Below are 18,502 nucleotides of genomic sequence, written 5' to 3' on the forward strand. Positions count from 1 at the left end.
GAGGGTGGGGACTCGACCGGGTTTCTCCTAAAGCGCGAAGTCATGCGACGCACTTAACCTCTGTTTTATGCATGTCGTTATCCCAAAACCGCTACGCGCTTTTGGGCGACATGCATTGCGTCCTCAGCGGACGCTGGCGACCGCGTCGGAGCGGCCGTCGTTGATCGTCACCCAGGCGCCGGAATTCCGCTCGGACTGGCGCTTCAGGTAGGTGTAGCCGGTATTGGTCCAGGACAGCACCTTGGGTTGGAGATTGTCGAGGATGAACTCGCCAAGACTGGTGCGCACGGTCAGCACAGCATGGCCGTCGCCGTTGCGCTGGCGCACGACCGTCATCAGCAGATCGCCGGCCGGCACGCCGATGCTCATCAGCTCGCGGCGCTTTTCCAGCGCATAGTCCTCGCAGTCGCCGAAGCCGTTATTGGGAAAGGACCAGACTTCCTCCTTGCCCCACATTTCCATGTCGGTGCGCGGCGCGACCTTGCTGTTGACCGAATTGTTGATCTTGACGATCGTCGCCCACAGCTTTCGGGTGAGCTCGACGGGCGCCCGGTCAGGCGTCCTCTGATTGCATTCCCGCGGAAGCTGCTGGCACAATTCGTAGTGACCGACCGGCTGTGTGGTGCGGCCGCCGGTGTGCATGAAGGCCGGCTCCGCCGCGTTTGCAATCCCCCAGCCGAAAAGCTGCATCGCTATTGCCGCCAGCAACAGCTTGCCCCTCATCCTGTTCATTATTCCGTCTCCCCGTTTGAGGAGACAATGACACGGCTGGATTTATTTGACGCAAAAGCGCGAAGTAGACATTAAGTAAAACGCCAATAGAATAAACCTAAAATTGGATACAATTGAGTATAGAATTGTTTATGGATTCCAGCCGGGTGCGTTCCCATGCTTCGTCGCCCCGTTCGAACAGCTAAGATGGCGGGACGAGGGGGCGCGAAGGTCGCCAGCCTCGCTTCCCGATGGCGCTAACGCTTCCGCGTCAGCCGCGCGGTGAGCTGAATTCGGTATCAAGCGTTTCGGGGCGCTGGATGACGGCGAACTCGATGGCGATGCCATCTTCGAAATGGCGCACCACCTGGCCGCGCATGGTGCCCAGCGTCACCTGGACGCCGATGGCCGGCTTGACGTCGATCTCGATCGCCGCGCCCGACAGCGACAGGTCGATGATGCGGCACTGGTACTGGCGTCCGTCGGCAAGCTGCAGCACGCTCGTCGGGTTGCGCGGCGCGACGCGTTCATGGCGACGGTCTTCCGGCAGGTCGAGCTCGTGCTTGTTGGCAAGCCAGGTCAGTTGCGCGGCGAGCTTGTCCCTCTTGCGCTCCGACGCGATGACGGTCATCGCAAAGCCATCCTGCAAAGTGCGGGTAATGACGCCCTCGATGCGTCCGATATGATCGATATAGGCAATGACCTTTTCGCCAGCCAGGCCGGCGCGCTCGGTGCGCAGCGAAACGTTGCCGGGCGACATGTCGACTACCTGGCAGGGATGTTCGGTGCGGTCTTCCAGCATGAAGCGTCCGTAAATCTTCACGCGGACGCGCTGAAAGTTACGCCTTTCAGCTTGGGACGGTGCATGGTCGACCGCCGCTGACCTCATCACTGCCATACCCCGTTCGGCATTCCGCGCATGGATGCGGGGAATTTCAGCGGAAAACTACAACAAAGCAGGTTAACAAAGGGGAAAATCCGGCGCTGTTGCTTTAAGCTTTGGGCATCATTCCTCGCGTCCGCCGTCGAAGACGACCAGGTGACGGATGCGGCGGGCCTGGCCGAGCGCCGAAATCGTCTCGGGCGGGTCGAATTCCGACGGGGCGAGCGAGGGAACCTCCATCGCCGGCCGGTTCTTCAGGAACACCGGCTCCTTGTCGGGATCGACGACACGGATCGAATCGATCAACGCGTCGAAAACCGGGTCCGCGCCCAGCCAGAAGGGCTTTTCGACGGCGCTTATCACGCCGAGGCAGCGCGGGCTCTCGACCCCGCCGTCGAGCGGCAGCGCGAGCAGCTCAAACCTGTTGGAGCGGCCATTGCGGCTGAAACCCTCATAGGTAATGAGGGCCGCCGATTTCAGGTCGAAGACGCCGTCGGTGAGCTTCGAGATCAGCCGCTGGTCCTTTTCGCGCCACAGCGAAGGGAATGAAAATCCCTTTAATTCGCGGCCATAGACTGCGCAAAGCCTGGTGCCGGCGAGCCGGAACACCGCTTCGCCGCGCGTGTCCTTTTCCAGGATGAACGTGTCGGCCAGCAGCGACTTGATGTCGGCCGGTTCGACTTCCGAGCGCTTCGGGGCAGGGCGTCCGTCACGCAACCGGTTCCAATAATGGAACAGCGTGATCGATCCGGTCTGGTTCATGCTAATGCTGCTCCGCGCATTCTGTCTTCAGATGTCCTATCGGTGAACAGAAGGGCGCCCTCCGAAGACCTACATGCGTTGCGGAGCAGGATGCGTGCCAGCATCGTTAATACTTGTTCACGGGTCGGGGCGGTTAAGGTTAACAACTAGTTTACGTTGCGCGCCTGCCAGCCCTGTGGCACACAAAAACCACTCCAGAAGCGGTCGTTTTGCGACGATCGGCAGCACTTCAGTCAAGAGTTCAGGGGGAGCAAGGGGGCTCGACCAGCCGTTCAAGGGAAACCTTGGACGGCTTCTTTTTCGATTCGGGCCTGCTGATTCGCCGTTTGTGATTCGGTTGGCCGTGATCTACATGCTCGCGAAGTCCAATCCAGCGACTGAGTGCAAGCCATATGAGTGACCCAGAAAGCCCACCGGAGATCGAGCAGGGCCAGGGTGGGCCTGTCGCCCGCGAACCGGAGCAGCGCCGCGAGCCGGTGTTCAACCTGCCGCCCGTGGTGCTGGCGGTGATCGGCATCTGCGTCGCGGTCCATCTGATCCGGGTCTATTGGCTGACCGACGACCAGGACTTCGAACTGCTTGTCCGGGCTGCCTTCGTGCCGATTCGCTATTCCGGCCGCTTCGACCTGGATTTCTTCGCGTTTTCAAGCCCTTTTACCTATGCCTTCCTGCATGGCGGCTTTGCCCATCTTGCCATCAATATGGTGTGGCTTGCGGCCTTCGGCTCACCGTTGGCCAACCGCTTCGGCGCGCTGCGCTTCAGCCTGTTCTTCGCCGCCACCGGACTGGCGGCGGTGGCGCTGTTCTGGGCCATGCACCCGCTTGGCGACGCACCGCTGGTCGGCGCCTCCGGCGCGATTTCCGGCATGATGGGCGCGGCGGCGCGCTACGGCTTCCGCATCGACCGCTCGTCGGGCAGGGCCGCCTTCGCTGGCCGGCCCTTACCGATGGCGGCGGTCCTCCGCTCGCGCGGCGTCGTCACCTTTCTCGCCATGTGGATGGTGATCAACCTGGCGACCGGCCTCTTCGGCCTGGCGCCCGGCATTGACGGCCAGATCGCCTGGGAAGCCCATATTGGCGGCTTTGTTGCCGGCTTCTTCGGCCTGCGGTTTTTTGATCGGCGAGAGCAGGTGCCCCGGCAGACGGAGGAGCCGGAGAGCTGAGACCTCCGCACTTGAAAAGCAACCGATCGCGGCGCACCATGTTCATCCTAGGGAAAGCCGGCCAGGGCAGGAGCCGGCAGGAAATGCAGAGGAGGACGCCATGACTGTTAAGGCAATTCTCGAGGCGAAAGGCCACGACGTGGTGACGCTCGGGCCGAACGAAAAGCTCAGCGAAGCCATCCGCATGCTTTCCGAACACAGGATCGGCGCGCTGGTCATCACCAACGGCGATCACAAGATCGTCGGCATTCTTTCCGAGCGCGATGTGGTGCGGGTTCTCGCCAAGGAGGGAGCCGCGGCGCTCGACCTTGCCATCCGCTCGGCGATGACGCCCAAGGTGAAGATCTGCAATGAGAACCACACCGTCAACGAGGTGATGGAGATCATGACCAAGGGTCGCTTCCGCCATCTGCCGGTGGAAAAGAACGGGCTGCTCGACGGCATCGTGTCGATCGGCGATGTGGTCAAGCGGCGCATCGAGGATGTCGAGCGCGAGGCCGAGGAGATCAGGGCCTATATCGCCACGGCATGAGGCGGCGGCGGCCGGGTTGCCGGCCATTTGAATTTTTCAAGCTGCTATAGCAGTCCATCGCGGCAGCTGCGGGCCTGTGCCGCGTCGGCACCTGCGGCTTGGCGCTTGTCTCGCGAAGCGGTTTGCACTAGCGAAGTTGCACACCAAAATATGCGTTCCGCATATCCGCAATTCCAATATGCAGGCCCTTATGAGCATCATCGATACCCGCACGCCCGACGCCAAGCGCCTGGTTCCCGGCGCCACCGGCCACTGGGAGATCATCATCGGCCTCGAGGTCCACGCGCAGGTGACCTCGCAGGCAAAGCTGTTTTCCGGCGCCTCGACCACTTTCGGCGCCGCGCCCAATGCCAATGTCAGCCTGGTCGATGCGGCGATGCCTGGCATGCTGCCGGTGATCAACGAGGAATGCGTCAAGCAGGCGATCCGTACCGGTCTGGGCCTGAAGGCCCAGATCAACCACAAATCGGTCTTCGACAGGAAAAACTATTTCTACCCCGACCTGCCGCAGGGCTACCAGATCTCGCAGTTCAAGCAACCGATCGTCGGCGAGGGCAAGGTGATCGTCTCCGTCGGCCCCGACCGGCAGGGCGAGTTCGAGGATATCGAGGTCGGCATCGAGCGCCTGCATCTGGAGCAGGATGCCGGCAAGTCGATGCACGACCAGCATGCGACGATGTCCTATGTCGATCTCAACCGCTCCGGCGTGGCGCTGATGGAGATCGTTTCGAAGCCGGATATGCGCTCCGCCGATGAAGCCAAGGCCTATGTCACCAAGCTGCGCACCATCGTGCGCTACCTCGGCACGTGCGACGGCAACATGGACGAAGGCTCGCTGCGCGCCGACGTCAACGTCTCGGTACGCCGGCCTGGCGGTGAATTCGGCACGCGCTGCGAGATCAAGAACGTCAACTCGATCCGTTTCATCGGCCAGGCCATCGACTCCGAGGCGCGCCGCCAGATCGCCATCCTGGAGGACGGCGGCAAGATCGACCAGGAAACGCGGCTGTTCGATCCCAATAAGGGCGAAACGCGCTCGATGCGTTCCAAGGAAGAAGCGCACGACTATCGCTATTTCCCGGATCCCGACCTTCTGCCGCTGGAATTCGACCAGGCCTATGTCGATGCGCTGGCAAAGGACCTGCCTGAACTTCCGGACGCCAAGAAGGCACGGCTGATCTCCTCGCTCGGCCTGTCGACCTACGACGCCTCGATCCTGGTATCGGAAAAGGCGGTCGCCGACTATTTCGAGAAGGTGGCCGCTGGTCGCGATGGCAAGCTTGCCGCCAACTGGGTCATCAACGATTTGCTGGGTGCGTTGAACAGAGCCGGCAAGAGTATTGAAAATGCTCCGGTTTCGCCCGATCAGCTCGGCGCGGTCATCGATCTGATCAAGGAGGGCACCATCTCCGGCAAGATCGCCAAGGATCTGTTCGAGATCGTCTGGAACGAGGGCGGCGATCCGCGTCAGCTGGTCGAAAGCCGCGGCATGAAGCAGGTCACCGATACCGGGGCTATCGAAACGGCGGTGGACGAGGTGATCGCCGCCAACCCGGACAAGGTCGAACAGGCGCGCGCCAAGCCGACCATGGCCGGCTGGTTCGTCGGCCAGGTGATGAAGGCGACCGGCGGCAAGGCCAACCCGCAGGTGGTCAACGAGCTGGTCAAGGCCAAGCTCGGGATCGAATAGGATGTTCGTCCGCACCGCCAGCGAGCGCGATCTTGCGGCGGTGCGCGCATTGCTGGTGGAGACATGGCACGCCACCTATGACGCCATCTACGGCGCGGCGCGGGTCACCGAAATCACCGACGAATGGCATTCGATCGCCGCGCTCAAAGCGCGGTTGACACGACCGAACTCGGAATTCCTGGTCGCGGACGACGGCAAAAGCATCGGTGGCATGGCTTTCGCGGCCGCCACGACGGATGCCGGGGTCGTCATGCTGAACCAGCTTTACGTGCATCCGGCCTGGCAGAGGCAAGGCATCGGCCAGGCCCTGCTGGACGAGATCGAGGCCAGCTTTCCGGAGGCCCGAACGCTGCGCGTCGAGGTCGAGGAAGCAAGTGCTCCGGCCGTTGCCTTTTACCGCTCGAGAGGGTTCACGCCCGCCGGCAACACGGCCGATTGCGGCGGCGCCTCAGGATTGCCGGCGCTGGTTTTGGAGAAGGCGATCGGCTAGCTCGTTCGCCTGGCGCTCAGTTGCGTTTCACGGGCAGGTTGAAGCAGCCGGCGGCGAGAAACTCGCACGGCAGGCTGCCGCCGCCGCCCGACGTGTGCGGGGGCGTAGCGGCTTCGATCTTTTCGACCTCGTAATATTTCGAGGTGACGCCCCATTTTTTAACGCCCTGGCACGTCGAGCGCACGCCAACCTCCGTCGCCTTTGCCGCCGTCTTGTAATAGGTGGTGATCCGGCAGGATTGGCTGACCGGCAGCGCGTTCGCCGGGATCGTGACCGGCGGCAGGAAGTTCGGGAAGGCAAGCAGCGAGATTGCCGCAATGATCCGGACGGCGGGCATGGTGTGGGGAAAGTGCAGCATCGTGCACCTCCATCGATGGCGCCGCTCGCTCGTGGCGCAGCGGCGGGTTTGTTCCCGCAAGATCAGGCCATGAAGCCAGCGCTGCCGCATCTGCCGCGCGGGGGATGGCGGCAGCGGTCTGAACCGCCGCCGCCATCCGCGAGCGGCCGCGTCAGGGCGTTTTCGGCTTGATGAGCGTCTTTATCGGAACGGCGACTTTTGGGGGCCGGACCGTACTGGTTCCACCATCGACGGCCAGCTCGCCGCTGTTGAGATAGCGCACCGTATAGTGCAGCTCATAGGCGGGAACTCTGATCCATGTAGGCTTGGGATTGAACTGGTCCGGCGGCCTCGAATACCACTTCGGGATCAGCATGATCTTGGAACCGGCATCGAATCCCGCAGTCTTGGCCGCTACTGCGAAGGCGCTGTCTCTGGGATCGTTCGGCGGCTGGTCGACATTGCCGATGACGACCAGCGAATCGTATTTTCGCGCGTCGAGCCGTACTGCGGGAAGGTTCAGCGCAGCCGCGTCGCCTTCGCGCATGGTCAGCGCCTTCTGAAGGCCGTCCTCATTGGCGTAGAGGTTGAGGTTTATAGCCTCGGATTCCGCATAGACGACATTGTTGTGGAAGTCGCGGGCTGACAGGCGTGTGAGGCTGTCGAAGGTGACTTCAACCGTCGGCTTGGCTATGGCGTCCGTCACCACCAGGTTGCGCCGCGGCACCGTCCAGAAGATGAGATCATCGCCGGTAGCCTGCGTGCCGGCATCGGAGCCGTCTATTGCCGAGCATTTCGAATTTGGAACCGGCGTCGTCACCGGTAGGGGTGCCGAAAACGAGTTGCGTACCTGCGCGTCGATGTAATTGCCGACGTTGAAAACGTCCTCGAGGATGTTGCCGCCCTCGAAGCTCGCCGGGCCGGGTTGCGAGCGGATGATGACCTGGCTGGAATCGGTCTGCCAGCCGCTGCAGAAGACGTTGACGTCTATGGGAATGCCGATGTGGCGGTCGGAGGTCACAGGGATCGAGACTTTGATGGTCAGGATGTAAGGAACTTTGACAAACCAGCTGTTCGGCTGGTTCAGCATCTGCGTCGCAAAGCGCGACGGCCGCCATTGCTTCAGCGATTCGATCGATGCGCGCGACGATCGTCCCTGGGCGGCCAGCTGTGCGTTGGTGGCGTCGACCTTGGCTTGCGCCAGGTTGCGGACGGTGTTGGTGATCAGGAACACGCCGAGTTCGGCTTTGCAGGGCCTGTTCGATTGTGTGGCGTTGCATGGGGCAAGTGCCGCACTAGGAACCGGCGGCCCCGAAGGCGGCGGCTGGGCGGCCGCGGTGGCCGCCATCAGGCAGAAGAACAGCATCATGCAGGTTTTCAACATGGTATCCTCGCTCTCTGGTTGGAAACCACCCTCCGGCTAGACGCCAGCACTTCTTCGATAGCGGTTCATCGCCCGCACGGGGGATGAACCGCGAAACATCGGGCCGGCCCAGCGACGTCGAGCCGCCGTCCTTTCGGGTCGGACATCTACTGCTTCACGACGCCTTTGGTTGTCGCCTTCGGCGCGACGACCTTGGGCTTGGGGGTTTTCGGGCCGGGGTCGACTACCAATGCAGCCGTGCAGGAGCACTTGCCCGAACCGCAGTTCAGGTCGCCCTTGCACATTTTGGAATGCCGCATATCGGTGCAGTCGGCGGTCCCGGAGCAGGAGCAACTGCCTTGCCCGATCGTTCCGGACTGACATTTGAAGCTCCATGCCGGACCGGCGGCAAGGCCGGCCACAGCGAGCGATAAGGCAAAAAGCGTCGTCGAGATGAGTTTGCGCATGAATACCTCCCGGTTCTATCGAGCGATGGAACCACGAAGCAGCAACGCCTTCATCTCCCGCGCGGGGGACGAACTCGCATACCGGTGACGATCGTCAATGCTGTCCCTTCAGCACGACGAGATAGCCGCGTTCGACGCGAAGCCGGAACGCGATTTGCCCTGCAGTGCCGGGATCCTTGGAAACCTTGTCAATAACATAGCCGCTGGGATGCGAGCCAAGCCATTCTTCCGGTTTGTCGGTGCTTTCGAACGGCCTTTGCAACCCGGCCAGGAAGCCGACTTCGCCTTGATAGTCGAAAGCCACGGCCCAGTCCGCATCCTTTCGCTCGTCGATGAAGTTGGCGAGCGGCGTCAGGTCATAGCGTTTGAACGCGGTTGCCGATGCCACCGCGTGGCCGATGCCGAAAATGACAAGCATGACGACGGCCGAGCTTTTCAGCCTGGCGAGCGGGATCTCCGCCATGAAATAGCCGAACAGGATGGTCACGAACGGCAACATCGGCACGACATAGTGAGGCTGCTTGCCGGATATCGCGCTGAACGCCAGCAACACGGCAACGAACGAGAACGACAGCAGGCGCAAGGCGCGCAGATCCGGCGACTTCGTCTCGATCAGGCTGCACATCCGCGTGCGCAGCTTCAACCGCCAGACCTCGGGTATGAAGATCCACGGTATGAACATGACCGGCAGCAGCAGCAGATAGAAATAGAACGGCCGGCCGTGCGAATTGCGCAAATTGCCGGTGACGCGCCCCGCCGATTGGTTCCAGACCAGATCATAGACGAAACTGCCCTTTGTCAGGATCGTCGCCGGCACCAGCCAGATCGCCACCGGAATCAGCGCGGCAAGCACTGCCAGGCCCACTCCAGCGAGGAAGTTCGGTGTCGTCAGTCCCGCCCGTCGGTCGCGCCAGAACGGGTAGAACAGGATGGGCGCGCCGATATGGATCAGCACCACCGGGCCTTTCGTCAGCACGCCCATGCCGATGAACAGCCCGGCCAGAACGGCCTGCCAGCGATTGCCGCTCCGGGCAAAGGCAATCAACGACAACAGCGCGGCGAGCACAAAGACCGTCAGCAACAGGTCGAATAGGATCAGCGTCGAATAGATGACGAACACGCAGCTTCCAGCAACCAGCCAGGGGATGCGCCGTGCGATGTCGTCGCGGCCCGGAAACAGGGTCTTTGCCAAAGCCGTCGTCAGCCAGATGACGAGCGAGGAGGCGGCGAAGATGACCAGCATCGCGGCCGGCCGGCTGGCGCCGAAAATCTTCCAGACAAGGTCGATAAGCCAAAACAGCAGCGGCGGTTTCTGCAGATAGGGCGCGAAATTCATGGTCGGGACGAAGATCTGTCCGCTCAGATACATTTCCCAGGTGACGCTGAGATATCGCGTTTCGTCGACGGGCAGCAGTGGCCGGAAAGCGACTGCGATTACGATCAGCCCAAGCAAAAAGAGGTAGGGGAGCAGCCGCTCGGTAGATGTCGGTGTCAAAGATCGAGATCCGCGCCAGAAACCATTTTCTTTCCAGCCGAGCAGAGTGCCGCGTTTCTGGACCGCGAACGACCGCACCACGATTTTGGCCGAATTGCAACGATGCCGGGTTTCGTTTCCCAGATTTTGCCGACGATGGTGTCAAAGTTTGAAAAACTTACCGACCGAGTCCTTTGGACCACCGCCGGTTCGAGAATCTGCGCAAATCAACTGGAGCGCAACGGCGGTGACAATTCGCGCATCAAGAGTTCGAGCTCGCGCTGATCGCCGGTGCCGGTCTTGTCGAAGATCGTCGCCAACTGCGACTTGACGGTGCCGTCCGAGACGCCGCCGGCCGCGGCGATTTCCTTTCGCGTCAGGCCGGCGGCAACGTGACCGGCGACTCGCCTTTCTGCCGCGGTCAGTCCGAACAGCGCCGCAATGGCATCCAGCGCCGGGGTCGGTGTCGAACCGGCCGCGGCGATGAAGATCGCTGCGGCGGCGCGCTGCGAGATGCGCGTCGAGATTTCACGCCGCGCCAGCGGCATAACATGGGCCACCGCCGGAACAGCCGTCTTGGCCAGCGGAATGTTAATGCCGCAAGGTCCGAGTGCGAATTCGTCGCGCGTGCCGAGATGGACGGCACGGCCGATTGCGGCATTGGCGTTGGCATAGGTGAATGAAAGCTGTCCGCGCACGCAAGCGACCGAAATGTTTTCGGCGAGCAGCGCTTCGGCTGACGGGTTGGCGAAGATGATGGTCATGTCTTCGGCGACGATCAGCACCGGATGGTCGAGGCTTTCGATGATGGAACGGAAGATTTCGGCCTTTCGCCGCTCGGCCTCGAACAGGTCGCCGATGGTCACTGCGCGCCGCACATGCGGCGCCAGCAGGCAGACAAGCTCGAGATCCTCGCGGGAAATCTGGCGTCTGTCCTTGTCGGTCACCACCATTAGCGTGCCGATCCGGGTCGGCCGCTTCATCAACGCCACCCAGAAGAAATCATCCAGCCGGTTGGGTTGTACCCATTCGCGCACGATGCGGCTTTCGAGCCATCTCTGTCGCGTATCCGGGCCTTGCAGGGTGTAGATCGAATCGACGGTGAAGGGCACGTCGATCTCCATCTTGGGAACCGCCGCATAGAACGGTACTTGCGAGCCGTAGTCATGCTTCAACGGCTCAAGAACTGCGGGATCGCCGCAGGACACCGAAAACCGCGCAGAGCTGCTGATCGTGTCGATGACGGCGAGCATGGCAAGCCGGCCTTCCGCCAGATTGCAGATGGCCTCGAGTGTCGCCTGCCAGCGGTCGACGTCGGCAATCGAATCGTAGATCGCCTCAACGACCTGCGGCAATGCGCGACCGGCCGTGCGCGCCAGCGATGACATAAACCCCTCTCATTTGCCGTCCTAGGCAACGAAGCATCAACTGCTAGAATAACGCTGCGTAAGGTTACCAACAACTTATTTGATCTGCTTCGGACGGCCGCGAAAATAGCGTGAACGTATCGCTTTTCCGTCAGCCATTTTGCTCGCCGGTTGCGGCAAGACCCTTGCCTTCGCAATGCCGTGACGCCATAAGCAGGAACAGGCGCCGCAGCCGCCGCGAGGACTTGCCACAAGGACTTGCCACGAGGATTTGGATGAAGACTTTCCTTCTGCAGTTTTTCACCTGGTGGAACAGCCAGACATTGGGAACGCGCTTTCACACCTGGCGGCATGGCAAGAAGGTCGGGCAGGACGAGGTCGGCAACGTCTACTATGAGGGCGGCGTCGATTCGGAAGGCCGCACCCGCCGCTGGGTCATCTACCGCGACTATTCGGAAGCCTCGGCGATTCCGCCCGGCTGGCATGGCTGGATCCATCACCGTGTAGACGTTCCGCCGCCAAGCGAAGACTACAAGCCACGCGACTGGCAAAAGCCGCATGTGCCGAACCTCACCGGCAGCCCCGCAGCCTATCGGCCGAAGGGCTCGGTGCTGACCAACCGGCATCGTCCGCAGGTGACGGGCGACTACGACGCCTGGACGCCCGGTTCGTGATCGATCGCCGCGACAGGCCGCAGTCCCCCACGGAGGCGGTCCCCACGCGGGCGGTCCTTTGTCGCCACAATTACTGTTTAGTTGCTTGCTGATCCGACAGCAGCAACTAGCCTTGGCGTTAAGAGAATCACCCGGGCGCAAATCACCGGACCTTGCATGAGCATGTTCAGCCGAATTTTGACGGGCGGATTAACCGCGGTCGTTCTCGCTTCCATGGCGGCGCTTGCTGCTGCGCAGGAATTGGCGCCGCCTGCGCCTGACGCGTCGGTGGCGCCTGCAGCACCGGCAGTATCCGAACGCCTCACCAATCCCGTCGCTGAATTCGCCGGCATCGACAAGATCACCGGCCGGATCATCACCTTCGATGTCTATATCGACGAGACGGTGCAGTTCGGCGCTTTGCAGGTGACGCCGCGCATCTGCTATTCACGGCCCGAAAACGAAGAGCCGAAGACGGATTCGTTCGTCGAGGTCGACGAGATCACGCTCGACCGGAAGATACGCCGTATCTTCACCGGCTGGATGTTTGCCGAAAGCCCCGGGATCAACGCCGTCGAGCATGCCGTCTATGATATCTGGCTGAAGGGCTGCAAGCAGAAGTCCGACGTGCCGGCACCCGCCGCCCCCAAAACCAACTAGAATCTGTCAGCGCGCGGCGGATACCGCGCCCCGCGGAACCGCCGCGTTCCCCGAGCGTTGGTGCCTCTCTACGGAGGAGGTTGCCATGATGATGGCCAACAAGAACGAACTTCTCGACATCGAAAGGGGATTCTGGAGCGGCGACGCCGACTACTTCAAGGCCAATGCCGATACCGAATGCCTGGTGGCCTTCCCGCAGATGGCGCGGGTGATGAGCAATACCGATCTGGCCGAAACCGCCACGGACCCGAACCGCTGGCGCGATCTCGACATCGACCTCAAGGGCATCATCGAGCCGGGCAGCGACATCGTCATGCTGACCTACGAGGCGCGTGCGACCCGGCAAAATGGCGAAGCCTATGCGGCGCTGGTCAGTACTGGCTATGTCCACCGCGTCAATGGCTGGAAAATGATGTTTCACGCACAGACGCCGCTGCCGACGGCAGCAAAAAGCTGAGCGGCCGATAGAGCAATTCCAGGAAGAGTGTGAACGGCTTGCCGTCCGGAATTGCGTTTCTTTGAAATGATGAGCCATTCCAGGTTATGGAAAAAACGAGGCCTCGCCCTTCAGCGCCTCGGCCAGCATCTTCTCGTATTTGCCGCGCGGCACGTCGATTGCGCCGAAGCGTTTGAGATGCTCGGTGGTGAACTGCGTGTCGAGCAGTGCAAAGCCGCGCGCCTTCAGGCGTTCGACGAGGTGAACCAGGCAGGCCTTTGACGCGTCGGTCTCCCTGGCGAACATGCTCTCGCCGAAAAACACGCGGCCGAGCGATACGCCGTAGAGCCCGCCGACCAACCGGTCGTTGTGCCAGGCCTCGACCGAATGGCAATGGCCCATCCGATGCAGCTCGATATAGGCTTCGCGGATCGGCGCGTTGATCCAGGTCGACCGGCGTTCCTCGCGCCTTTCGGCGCAGGCCTCGATCGTCGCCTCGAAGTCGAAATCGATGCGGAACTCGAACAGGTTCTTGCGAATCGTCTTTCTCAGGCTTTTCGGTATGTGGAACCCGTCGAGCGGAATGATGCCGCGCGTCTCCGGCCGCACCCAGAATACTTCGGGGTCATTGGCGCTTTCGGCCATCGGGAAGACGCCGGAGGCATAGGCTTTGAGCAAAAGGTCGGTCGGGATGCGATAACCGGGTGCGTAGGGACGAGTCATCGCTTCGCCCCTGTATCACTCGCCTTCGGCCAGGTATTTTTCCAGCCAATGGATATCGTAGTCGCCATTGGCGATGTCGGCGTTGCCAACGAGGTCGCGAAACAGCGGCAGCGTCGTTTTGATGCCGTCGACGACGAATTCGTCGAGCGCGCGCCGCAGCCGCATCATGCACTCGACGCGGTTGCGGCCGTGCACGATCAGCTTGCCGATCAGGCTGTCGTAGTAGGGTGGGATCTTGTAGCCCGAATAGACGCCGGAATCGACGCGGATACCGAGGCCGCCCGGCGTGTGAAAGTGGGTGATGGTGCCCGGCGAGGGGGTGAAGGTCCGCGGATCCTCGGCGTTGATGCGGCATTCGATGGCATGGCCGTGGAAGCGGATATCCTCCTGGCGCACCGAAAGCCCGCCGCCCGAGGCGACGCGGATCTGCTCGTGCACGAGATCGATGCCGGTGATCGCCTCGGTCACCGGATGTTCGACCTGCAGGCGCGTGTTCATCTCGATGAAATAGAACTCGCCGTCCTCATAGAGGAATTCGATGGTGCCGGCGCCGGAATAGCCGAGATCGGCGATCGCCCTGGCGCAGACGCCGCCAATATGCGCGCGCTCCTCGGCATTGAGCGCCGGCGAGGGCGCTTCTTCCCAGACCTTCTGGTGGCGGCGCTGCAGCGAGCAGTCGCGCTCGCCGAAATGCACGCCGCGCCCGGCGCCATCGCCGAACACCTGCACTTCGATATGGCGCGGCTTCTGCAGATATTTCTCGATGTAGACGGCGTCGTCGCCGAAGGCCGCACCCGCCTCCGAGCGTGCCGTCTGCAGCGCCACCTCGAGGTCGGCCTCGCTATGCGCCACTTTCATGCCGCGCCCGCCGCCGCCGGCCGACGCCTTGATGATCACGGGGTAGCCGATCGCGGCGGCAATGCGCTTGGCTTCTTTGTCCTCGGTGACCGCACCGTCGGAGCCGGGCACCACGGGGATGCCGAGGCGCTTTGCCGTGCGCTTGGCCTCGATCTTGTCACCCATAATGCGGATATGGTCGCCGGTCGGGCCGATGAAGGTGATGTTGTGCGCGGCGAGGATGTCGGCGAACTTGGCGTTCTCCGACAGAAAACCGTAGCCGGGATGCACTGCGTCGGCGCCGGTGATCTCGCAGGCGGCGACGATCTGGTGGATGTTGAGATAGCTGTCGCGCGACGGCGGCGGGCCGATGCAGACGCTCTCGTCGGCGAGACGCACATGCATGGCGTCGGCGTCGGCGGTCGAATGCACCACCACCGTCTGGATGCCGAGCTCCTTGCAGGCGCGCAGCACCCTGAGGGCGATTTCGCCGCGATTGGCGATGAGGATTTTCTGGAACATCTTTCGCCTGTTCCCGGCTCTACTCGATCACGACAAGCGGCATGCCATATTCGACCGGCTGCGCGTCTTCGAACAGGATCGCCGTCACCGTGCCGGCGCGCGGCGAGGGGATCTGGTTCATCGTCTTCATCGCCTCGATGATCAGCAGCGTCTGGCCTTCCTTGACTTTCTGTCCGACCTCGATGAACGCCTTGGCGTCGGGCGACGGCGCCAGATAGGCTGTGCCGACCATCGGCGAGGCGACGGCGTTCTTCGACACGTCGGGCGCCGCCGGCACGGCGGCTGCCGCGGGCTGCGCGGCTGCCGGCGCGTGGGCCGGCTGCGCTGCGGCGACAGCATGGACGGCCGGCGCCTGCCGCGAGACGCGCACCTTCAGATCGCCCAGCTCGACCTCGATCTCGGTCAGGTTGGTGTCGTTCAGTATGCCCGCCAGATCGCGGATCAGCTGCTGGTCAACACCGTTCTTCTTTATCGACATTTTCGAGCCTTCTGTTTGTTGGCCGGTCATAGGCGTGCAGCCAGCGCCTGCAGCGCCAGCGTGTAGCCGAGCGGCCCGAACCCGCAGATCATGCCGACGGCGACCGGCGCGACCATGGAGACGTGGCGGAATGGTTCCCGCGCGTGGATGTTGGAGAGATGCACCTCAGCCACCGGCAGCGGCGCGACGGCGCGGATGGCATCGTGAATGGCGATCGAGGTATGGCCGTAGGCGCCCGGATTGATGACGATTGCGGCGGCCTTGTCGGCGGCCTCCTGGATCCAGTCGACGAGGTCGCCCTCATGGTTCGACTGGCGGAAATCGATCTCCAGCCCAAGTGCGGCACCTGCCTGCTTGCAGTCGTCGGCGATCGCGGCAAGCGTCTTGCCGCCATAGATGCCCGGCTCGCGCTTGCCGAGCGCGTTGAGATTGGGGCCGTTCAGGACGAAAACCGTTTTCAAAAAATGCCGACCTTTCCCGGCGCGGCTAAGCCGGCGCGCCGGACCCTCTATAATGGGCATAGACGCTGGCGAAAAGAGCGCAAGTGCGTTCTTTCTCCGTCCACAACAGCCGGAAAACGGCCCGCGCCGGAAACCCGTAGCCCTAATCGAAACCCGAACGCTAATCAGAGCGCCGCCTTCGCCGCCTCGATCTTTTCGGCCAGCACTTCCTGGCCAAGCGCGCCGAACACAACCTCGTTGCCGACCACGTAGGACGGCGTTCCGGTGATTGCGAGCTTGGTGGCGAGATCATAGGTCTTGGAGAAGGCCTCGGTGATGCTCGGGTCCTTCATCTTTTCGCGCAGCGCCGTCTCGTCGGCGCCGAGCGACAGCGCCACCTTGATTGCCGCCGCCTCGGTGGCGCGTCCTTGGCCGCCGAGCAGCGCGTTGTGGAATTCGCCGTATTTCTCCGGCTTCAGCAAGTGGAAGGCCATCGAGACGACGCTCGCCTTCTGCGAATCCGGGCCGAGGATCGGGAATTCCTTGAGCACGAAGCGCAGGTCCGGATCGGCCTTGGTCAGCGCGCGCATGTCTTCGATGGCGCGTTTGCAGTAGCCGCAATTATAATCATAGAATTCGACGATGGTGACCTTGCCGTTCGGATTTCCGACAACACCGTCAAAGGAGGAATTGAAGATCTGGTCCTTGGCGTCTTTGATGACGCCGAGACTGGCGACGCGCTGTTCTTCCTTCTGCTTGGCCTCGAGTGCCTGCTGTGCCTCCAGAAGCACTTCCGGGTTCTTCAGGAGATAGTCGCGGACGATGCCTTCGACTTCGGTGCGGTCGAGCTTGGTATCCGAGGACGCCGTCTGGGCAAGCTGCGCCGTGCCGGCCTTCGCCATCTGCGGATTGCCGGCGACGAAGCCGAACGCCAGCATGGCGAGAGCCGCTGCCACTCCGGTAGTGCCCAGCAGAATTGCCCTGGTCATGATCCTCGATCCTCTTGCCCGTGTTCTGGTCCGCTCGCTTTGGCTGTATCGCAGCCTGCGTCCGAAAGGTTCACTTCTTCTTACCTGATGGTGCGTAGTTTATAATGTCCTGCGCGCGAAGCCAGCCCGGCTCGCCCCGCTTCATGCTCTGCTGCGCCCGCATGGCGAAGATCTTCGCATTCTTGTAGTCGCCGGAATAGAAATGCCCTTCGGCGGTTGCAAGCTCGGCGGCCGGGATGTTGCCGAGTTCCCCGTAAGCCTGTGCCAGATAGCGGTATCCGTCGGCGTTTTCGCGATCCCGTCCGAGGCCGGTGTTGATCTGCGCCACCGCCTTCTTCAGCGAATCCGCCGTGCCGATGGCCATCAGCGCCTGGCCGTAAGAGACCGGCAGCAGCCCGGATCGCGCCGGATCGAGGCTGACCGCCTTGGCATAGGCGTCGGCAGCATCCTTCGGCCGGTTCGCCTTCATCAGGATGTCGCCGCGCAATTCCTGGAAATACGGGTTTTTCGGCTGTTCCTTGATCAACGCGTTGGTCTTGGTGAGCGCCGAAGCCAGATTGCCGAAAAGATAGGTCATCTGCGCGTCGCCATAGCGCGAGGCGAGGCTGCCGGGGTTCTTGCGCATCAATCGTGACGCCGCCGCCTGGCCTTGCATGTAGGCGGCGATCTTGATGCGCATCATATCGTGGCGCTGCTGCAGTGCCGGCGGGTCGACTTTATCGACGTAAGGGCTCTGCTTCACCAGCACTTCGAGATTGGCGATACGCTCCTGCGGCATCGGATGGCTGATGCGATAGGGATCGACTTGCGCGCCAGAGAGCGACAATGCGTTCTGGAAACGGCCGAACGTCTTCAGCATGCCCATGCCGGACTGGCCGGTTGCATTCAGATAAGCGATTGCCGAACGGTCGGCGGTCATCTCTTCGGTGCGCTGATAGGCTAGGATACTGCGTTGCGCCATCTCGCCGCCGCCGGCCATCACGCCCATGCCGGCCCCAGCGAGGCCGCGGCTGTTGCTGGTGGCGCCGGCAACCATGGCGCCGGCGCCAAGCAGCGTCGCCAGTATCGCCATCGTCTTGGCACGCTCGAGCTGCTCGCGCAGTTTCTGCTGATGCCCGCCGGCGATATGGCCGGCCTCGTGGGCGATGACGCCGATGATCTCGTTGGGCGTTTCGGCCGTCATCAGCGCGCCGGTATTGATGAACATGCGGCGCCCGGCAACAAAGGCGTTGAAGCTCTGATCGTTGACCAGCACGATGTTGATGGCGTCGCCCGATAGGCCGGCCGCCTTGAAGATCGGCCGCGCGTAGTCGCGTACCAGCGCTTCGATCTCGGCATCGCGCACCACCGGCACATTCTGCGCAAATGCATCGACCGAGCCGGCCATGGCGACCACCGCGGCAAGCGCAAGCGTCGCGAAAGCGCGCGCTGTCCTGGCGATCGTCGATTTGGGTCGGCTCAACATGGCAGGTCCACTGGTAGACGAGTGGGCGAAGGATGAAAAGTCAGCAGCCTAAACTTACCG

21 protein-coding genes are annotated in these 18,502 nt (G+C 62.2%); 7 read left to right on the plus strand and 14 right to left on the minus strand.

What is annotated here, in order from left to right:
- Window positions 1–123: 123 nt before the first annotated feature.
- The 3 genes from NKJ17_RS21295 to NKJ17_RS21305 form a co-directional block, all read right to left on the minus strand.
- Window positions 124–723: a transglutaminase-like cysteine peptidase gene (locus NKJ17_RS21295; protein WP_352689937.1), complete on the minus strand. Its 600-nt coding sequence runs from the start codon at window positions 721–723 to the stop codon at window positions 124–126.
- Window positions 724–982: 259 nt separating this feature from the next.
- Entirely contained in the window at window positions 983–1,600 is a 618-nt protein-coding gene (locus NKJ17_RS21300) for a PilZ domain-containing protein (RefSeq protein ID WP_254817716.1), read from the minus strand.
- Between the two features lie 117 nt (window positions 1,601–1,717).
- On the minus strand, window positions 1,718–2,356 hold the full coding sequence (locus tag NKJ17_RS21305; protein WP_352689924.1) for a PAS domain-containing protein: 639 nt from the start codon (window positions 2,354–2,356) through the stop codon (window positions 1,718–1,720).
- Between the two features lie 392 nt (window positions 2,357–2,748).
- Here NKJ17_RS21305 and NKJ17_RS21310 point away from each other — a divergent pair, with 392 nt between their 5' ends.
- The 4 genes from NKJ17_RS21310 to NKJ17_RS21325 all read left to right on the plus strand — a co-directional run bounded on the left by NKJ17_RS21310 (window position 2,749) and on the right by NKJ17_RS21325 (window position 6,231).
- On the plus strand, window positions 2,749–3,519 hold the full coding sequence (locus tag NKJ17_RS21310; protein WP_352508576.1) for a rhomboid family intramembrane serine protease: 771 nt from the start codon (window positions 2,749–2,751) through the stop codon (window positions 3,517–3,519).
- Between the two features lie 100 nt (window positions 3,520–3,619).
- Complete coding sequence (locus tag NKJ17_RS21315; RefSeq protein WP_023717464.1) at window positions 3,620–4,051, plus strand: CBS domain-containing protein; 432 nt, start codon at window positions 3,620–3,622, stop codon at window positions 4,049–4,051.
- Window positions 4,052–4,241: 190 nt separating this feature from the next.
- Window positions 4,242–5,741 carry an Asp-tRNA(Asn)/Glu-tRNA(Gln) amidotransferase subunit GatB gene (gene gatB / locus NKJ17_RS21320; protein WP_352508575.1) on the plus strand — a complete coding sequence of 500 codons (1,500 nt, stop codon included), beginning with the start codon at window positions 4,242–4,244 and terminating at the stop codon, window positions 5,739–5,741.
- 1 nt (window position 5,742) lies between these two features.
- The gene (locus NKJ17_RS21325) at window positions 5,743–6,231 is read left to right on the plus strand and encodes a GNAT family N-acetyltransferase (RefSeq protein WP_352508574.1); all 489 of its coding nucleotides are present in this window, start codon (window positions 5,743–5,745) and stop codon (window positions 6,229–6,231) included.
- 16 nt (window positions 6,232–6,247) lie between these two features.
- Here NKJ17_RS21325 and NKJ17_RS21330 read toward each other — a convergent pair whose 3' ends face one another.
- The 5 genes from NKJ17_RS21330 to NKJ17_RS21350 form a co-directional block, all read right to left on the minus strand.
- Window positions 6,248–6,589 carry a hypothetical protein gene (locus tag NKJ17_RS21330; protein WP_352508573.1) on the minus strand — a complete coding sequence of 114 codons (342 nt, stop codon included), beginning with the start codon at window positions 6,587–6,589 and terminating at the stop codon, window positions 6,248–6,250.
- Between the two features lie 151 nt (window positions 6,590–6,740).
- Window positions 6,741–7,952: a hypothetical protein gene (locus NKJ17_RS21335; RefSeq protein ID WP_352508572.1), complete on the minus strand. Its 1,212-nt coding sequence runs from the start codon at window positions 7,950–7,952 to the stop codon at window positions 6,741–6,743.
- A 146-nt stretch (window positions 7,953–8,098) separates the two neighbouring features.
- Window positions 8,099–8,398 carry a hypothetical protein gene (locus NKJ17_RS21340; protein ID WP_352508571.1) on the minus strand — a complete coding sequence of 100 codons (300 nt, stop codon included), beginning with the start codon at window positions 8,396–8,398 and terminating at the stop codon, window positions 8,099–8,101.
- Between the two features lie 94 nt (window positions 8,399–8,492).
- Window positions 8,493–9,893, minus strand: a complete 1,401-nt coding sequence (locus NKJ17_RS21345; RefSeq protein ID WP_352689925.1) for an ArnT family glycosyltransferase — start codon at window positions 9,891–9,893, stop codon at window positions 8,493–8,495.
- Window positions 9,894–10,099: 206 nt separating this feature from the next.
- The gene (locus tag NKJ17_RS21350; RefSeq protein WP_352508569.1) at window positions 10,100–11,260 is read right to left on the minus strand and encodes a helix-turn-helix transcriptional regulator; all 1,161 of its coding nucleotides are present in this window, start codon (window positions 11,258–11,260) and stop codon (window positions 10,100–10,102) included.
- A 254-nt stretch (window positions 11,261–11,514) separates the two neighbouring features.
- Between NKJ17_RS21350 and NKJ17_RS21355 the strand changes: the two genes are divergently transcribed.
- The 3 genes from NKJ17_RS21355 (at window position 11,515) to NKJ17_RS21365 (ending at window position 13,009) form a co-directional block, all read left to right on the plus strand.
- Complete coding sequence (locus tag NKJ17_RS21355) at window positions 11,515–11,913, plus strand: NADH:ubiquinone oxidoreductase subunit NDUFA12 (protein ID WP_254817092.1); 399 nt, start codon at window positions 11,515–11,517, stop codon at window positions 11,911–11,913.
- Between the two features lie 156 nt (window positions 11,914–12,069).
- Entirely contained in the window at window positions 12,070–12,552 is a 483-nt protein-coding gene (locus NKJ17_RS21360) for a DUF2155 domain-containing protein (protein ID WP_352508568.1), read from the plus strand.
- An 88-nt stretch (window positions 12,553–12,640) separates the two neighbouring features.
- Window positions 12,641–13,009 (plus strand): hypothetical protein, encoded by a 369-nt coding sequence (locus NKJ17_RS21365; RefSeq protein ID WP_352508588.1) that lies wholly within the window; start codon window positions 12,641–12,643, stop codon window positions 13,007–13,009.
- 84 nt (window positions 13,010–13,093) lie between these two features.
- On the opposite strand, the gene aat is transcribed toward NKJ17_RS21365, so the two are convergent.
- The 6 genes from aat to NKJ17_RS21395 form a co-directional block, all read right to left on the minus strand.
- Window positions 13,094–13,711: a leucyl/phenylalanyl-tRNA--protein transferase gene (gene aat, locus NKJ17_RS21370; RefSeq protein ID WP_352477444.1), complete on the minus strand. Its 618-nt coding sequence runs from the start codon at window positions 13,709–13,711 to the stop codon at window positions 13,094–13,096.
- A 15-nt stretch (window positions 13,712–13,726) separates the two neighbouring features.
- Window positions 13,727–15,070, minus strand: coding sequence for an acetyl-CoA carboxylase biotin carboxylase subunit (accC, locus tag NKJ17_RS21375; protein WP_352477446.1), 1,344 nt, complete (start codon window positions 15,068–15,070; stop codon window positions 13,727–13,729).
- A gap of 19 nt (window positions 15,071–15,089) precedes the next feature.
- On the minus strand, window positions 15,090–15,548 hold the full coding sequence (gene accB / locus NKJ17_RS21380; protein WP_352477448.1) for an acetyl-CoA carboxylase biotin carboxyl carrier protein: 459 nt from the start codon (window positions 15,546–15,548) through the stop codon (window positions 15,090–15,092).
- Between the two features lie 26 nt (window positions 15,549–15,574).
- The gene (gene aroQ, locus NKJ17_RS21385; RefSeq protein ID WP_031211260.1) at window positions 15,575–16,009 is read right to left on the minus strand and encodes a type II 3-dehydroquinate dehydratase; all 435 of its coding nucleotides are present in this window, start codon (window positions 16,007–16,009) and stop codon (window positions 15,575–15,577) included.
- A 164-nt stretch (window positions 16,010–16,173) separates the two neighbouring features.
- Window positions 16,174–16,977 carry a DsbA family protein gene (locus NKJ17_RS21390; protein ID WP_352508567.1) on the minus strand — a complete coding sequence of 268 codons (804 nt, stop codon included), beginning with the start codon at window positions 16,975–16,977 and terminating at the stop codon, window positions 16,174–16,176.
- A gap of 70 nt (window positions 16,978–17,047) precedes the next feature.
- The gene (locus NKJ17_RS21395; protein ID WP_352508566.1) at window positions 17,048–18,442 is read right to left on the minus strand and encodes a M48 family metalloprotease; all 1,395 of its coding nucleotides are present in this window, start codon (window positions 18,440–18,442) and stop codon (window positions 17,048–17,050) included.
- Between the last annotated feature and the right edge of the window lie 60 nt (window positions 18,443–18,502).

It is taken from the genome of Mesorhizobium sp. M0208, from assembly GCF_040322015.1.
Taxonomy (GTDB): domain Bacteria; phylum Pseudomonadota; class Alphaproteobacteria; order Rhizobiales; family Rhizobiaceae; genus Mesorhizobium.